This is a genomic window from Inquilinus sp. (assembly GCF_039594555.1).
Taxonomy (GTDB): Bacteria; Pseudomonadota; Alphaproteobacteria; order DSM-16000; family Inquilinaceae; genus Inquilinus.
Genome location: NZ_JBCNNF010000590.1, coordinates 1 through 3,248 on the forward strand (window position 1 = coordinate 1; position 3,248 = coordinate 3,248).

At 69.4% G+C, this 3,248-nt stretch carries 6 protein-coding genes; 3 read left to right on the forward strand and 3 right to left on the reverse strand.

Annotated elements, in window-relative coordinates:
• Both ABDW35_RS34560 and ABDW35_RS34565 read left to right on the forward strand, forming a co-directional pair.
• Positions 1–748: molybdopterin cofactor-binding domain-containing protein (locus tag ABDW35_RS34560; RefSeq protein ID WP_343718375.1), on the forward strand; the 748-nt coding region annotated here is incomplete at its 5' end.
• A gap of 101 nt (positions 749–849) precedes the next feature.
• A complete protein-coding gene (locus ABDW35_RS34565) occupies positions 850–1,074 on the forward strand; it encodes a hypothetical protein (RefSeq protein WP_343718376.1) in 225 nt (74 codons plus the stop codon).
• A 97-nt stretch (positions 1,075–1,171) separates the two neighbouring features.
• Here ABDW35_RS34565 and ABDW35_RS34570 read toward each other — a convergent pair whose 3' ends face one another.
• The 3 genes from ABDW35_RS34570 to msrB form a co-directional block, all read right to left on the reverse strand.
• Positions 1,172–1,366, reverse strand: a complete 195-nt coding sequence (locus tag ABDW35_RS34570; protein WP_343718377.1) for a hypothetical protein — start codon at positions 1,364–1,366, stop codon at positions 1,172–1,174.
• Positions 1,367–1,391: 25 nt separating this feature from the next.
• Positions 1,392–1,769 carry a PRC-barrel domain-containing protein gene (locus ABDW35_RS34575; protein WP_343718378.1) on the reverse strand — a complete coding sequence of 126 codons (378 nt, stop codon included), beginning with the start codon at positions 1,767–1,769 and terminating at the stop codon, positions 1,392–1,394.
• A gap of 116 nt (positions 1,770–1,885) precedes the next feature.
• Complete coding sequence (gene msrB / locus ABDW35_RS34580) at positions 1,886–2,284, reverse strand: peptide-methionine (R)-S-oxide reductase MsrB (RefSeq protein ID WP_343718379.1); 399 nt, start codon at positions 2,282–2,284, stop codon at positions 1,886–1,888.
• Positions 2,285–2,373: 89 nt separating this feature from the next.
• Here msrB and ABDW35_RS34585 point away from each other — a divergent pair, with 89 nt between their 5' ends.
• Entirely contained in the window at positions 2,374–3,108 is a 735-nt protein-coding gene (locus tag ABDW35_RS34585; RefSeq protein ID WP_343718380.1) for an SDR family oxidoreductase, read from the forward strand.
• The last annotated feature ends 140 nt before the right edge of the window (positions 3,109–3,248 follow it).

Here is a 3,248-nt window from a genome sequence, read left to right on the forward strand (position 1 = left end):
CGGCGGCGACCGCAACGCCATCCCGCTCTACACCCTGGCCAGCGCCCGGGTGGTGCACCATTTCCTGCCGGACATGCCGCTGCGCATCTCGGCCCTGCGGTCGCTCGGCGCGCAGATGAACGTGTTTTCGATCGAGAGCTTCATGGACGAGCTGGCGCTGGCCGCCGGCGCCGACCCGGTCGAGTTCCGGCTGAAGCATCTGGACGACCCGCGCGCCCGCGATGTCGTCACCGCCGCCGCCGAGGCCTTCGGCTGGGGCCGGGGGAAGCCCGCCGCGCCGGGGCATGGCCGCGGCTTCGCTTTCGCCCGCTACAAGAACCTGGCCGCCTATTGCGCCGTGGCGGTCGAGGTCGCGGTCGAGCGCGAGACCGGCGCGGTCCGTGTGCCGCGCATCGTCGCCGCGGTCGACACCGGCCAGGTGGTCAACCCGGACGGGGTGCGCAACCAGATCGAGGGCGCCCTGCTGCAGTCGATGAGCTGGACGCTGTATGAGAGCGTGGCCTTCGACCGGGGGCGGATCACCTCGGTCGACTGGTCGACCTACCCGATCCTGCGCTTCGACGCGGTGCCGGACAGCGTCGAGGTCCGCATCATCGACCGGCCGGGCGCGCCCTTCCTGGGCTGCGGCGAGACCGGCCAGGGCCCGGCCAGCGCCGCCCTGGGCAACGGCATCGCCGACGCCATCGGCCGCCGGCTGCGCGACCTGCCGCTGACCGCGGCCAAGGTCAAGGCCGCCATCGGGGTGTGAGGATTTCATGCCACACCCCACTCCTTTGCCGCCGTAGGCGGGGAACGGCGGAACGACCCCTCACGTTTCCAAATCGGTGGGACACAGGTACGGAGTTTGCAATGCTGAAACCAGCCATGATCATCCTCGCCGCGGCGCTGTCGCTGGCGGCGTGCGGCCGTGACCCCGGTACGCGGGCGCTGTCCGGTGGCGCGCTCGGCGCGGGCCTCGGCGCCGGCACGGCCGCGATCACCGGCGGCAATGTCGGCACCGGCGCGATCATCGGCGGTGTCGGCGGTGCCGCGGTCGGCGGCCTGACGAACTGCCACGCCGTCGGACGCTGCTGACCCGCAGGTTTGCAAAACGGTTCGGGCCTGCAGAGGATGCTCTGCAGGCCCGAACCTTGTCTGATCAGTGGTTCTCGGACAGTCGTCGGACTTTGCATCAAGGCCGCGGCCGGACCTTCGCCTTCAGCTCGGCGAGCCGGTCGGCCGGAACCGCCGCGTCGAAAGCCGCCATGCGCAGGGCTTCGGCCTCGTATGCCTGGTCCGGCGCGTCGCCGGAGCCGGCCAGGATGACGGTGTAGCTCGCCACCAGGGCGCCCTTCCCGTCGAACACGTCCACGACCCGTTCCGGCATGACGGCCTTCCGATTCCAGCCGTCGTCAGCGCGGCAGCGGGCCGGTCCAGTACGGGCTGAGGCCGTAATAGTCGTGGATGTCCTGCTCATATTCGCGGTTCCAGCGCGGCGGAGTGTCGTCGGCATAGACCGGCGCCCCCTCCAGCTGTTCGCGCGACAGGTTCACGACATAACCGCCCTGGCTGGTGTCGTATTCCAGCGCCGACCAGGGCAGCGGATGGTACTTCTCGCCGATGCCGAGGAAGCCGCCGAACGACATCACGGCATAAGCAACGCGCCCCGATACCTTGTCGATCATCACGTCGTGAATCTCGCCAAGATGCTCGCCCGCGGTGTTGTAGACCTCCGTCCCCGCGACCTTGTCGCCAGAGATCAGGGTGGTCGTCTCCTCACGATGGTCCATGACCGTCTCCTCTCGTCCCGATACACGCCCAACGGGAAGAGACGGCCACTCAGTTCCTTTCCAGAGTGTGCGATTTCAACGCCCGCAAGGGCGTTTTCGAACGCGACCCAGCCAGCTCACTCCGGCTTGAAGTCCAGCGCCACGCCATTGATGCAGTAGCGCAGCCCGCTGGGCGGCGGACCGTCCTCGAAGACGTGGCCGAGATGGCTGCCGCAGGTGGCGCAATGCACCTCCACGCGGGTCATGCCCCAGCTGCGGTCGAGCGTGGTCTCGACCGACTCCGGCACCGGGTCGTTGAAGCTGGGCCAGCCGGTGCCGCTCTCGAATTTCAGCGTCGATTCGAACAGCTTGCTGCCGCAGCCGGCGCAGCAGAAAGCGCCCTGCCGGTGCTCGTGCAGCAGGGCACAGCTTCCCGGCCGCTCGGTGCCGTGCTGGCGCATCACCTGGTACTGCTCGGGCGTCAGGATCCGGCGCCACTCTTCATCGCTGCGGGTCACGGGATAGGGTTCGGGCATCATCGGTCTCCTGGGCCGCCCCCGGGGGGAGGCGGCGGCGTCCCGACCCTGATATAGGTGGCGACGCCATTGAGGATAGGGAGGGCGGCATGGACAGGCAGGATTTCGCCGGGCGGCGGGTGCTGGTGACCGGCGCGGGCAAGGGCATCGGCCGGGCGACGGCCGTCCTGCTGCACCGGCGCGGGGCCGAGGTGGTCGCCGCCACCCGCAGCCCCGAGGACCTGGCGAGCCTGGAGCAGGAGATCGCCTGCCGCACCATCGCGGTCGATCTCGCCGACGCCGAGGCGACGCGGCGGGCGGCCACCGAGGCGCTGCCGGTTGACGCGCTGGTGAACTGCGCCGGCACGACGACGCTGGCATCCTTCCTCGACACCTCGGTCGAAAGCTTCGATCAGATCATGGCGGTGAACGCCCGGGCGCCGATGATCGCGGCCCAGGTGGTGGCGCGCGATCTGATCCGCCGGGGGCGGAAGGGCGCCATCGTCAACGTGTCAAGCGTGTCCTCGATGATCGGCCTGACCGACCACACCGCCTATTGCGCCTCGAAGGGCGCGCTCGACGAGATCACCCGGGTGATGGCGGTGGAGCTGGGGCCGCACGGCATCCGCACCAACAGCGTCAACCCGGTGGTGACGCTGACGCCGATGGCGGTGAAGGCCTGGAGCGACCCGGCCAAGTCCGGCCCGATGCTGGGCCGCATCCCGCTCGGCCGCTTCGCCCAGCCGGAGGAGGTGGCCGAGGTGATCCTCTATCTGCTGGGCGACGGCTCGGCGATGATGAACGGCGCCATCGTGCCGGTCGATGGCGGCTTTTTGGCGATGTGAGACCAATGGTCGGAAATATTGCCTCGTCATCCCGTGCGCGCTGCGGCGCGAAGTGCCGCTGCGCAGACACGGGATCTCCGCACGACCCCACAGAGATACCGTGCGGAGCGCATCATTGCTTGCTGGGCTGCGCACGGGAG

Bases quoted from the DNA above. Each gene is read 5' to 3' on its own strand.
- msrB (WP_343718379.1), bottom strand. From the start codon at position 2,284: ATGCCCGAACCCTATCCCGTGACCCGCAGCGATGAAGAGTGGCGCCGG.
- ABDW35_RS34575 (WP_343718378.1), bottom strand. From the start codon at position 1,769: ATGGACCATCGTGAGGAGACGACCACCCTGATCTCTGGCGACAAGGTC.
- ABDW35_RS34570 (WP_343718377.1), bottom strand. From the start codon at position 1,366: ATGCCGGAACGGGTCGTGGACGTGTTCGACGGGAAGGGCGCCCTGGTG.
- ABDW35_RS34565 (WP_343718376.1), top strand. From the start codon at position 850: ATGCTGAAACCAGCCATGATCATCCTCGCCGCGGCGCTGTCGCTGGCG.
- ABDW35_RS34585 (WP_343718380.1), top strand. From the start codon at position 2,374: ATGGACAGGCAGGATTTCGCCGGGCGGCGGGTGCTGGTGACCGGCGCG.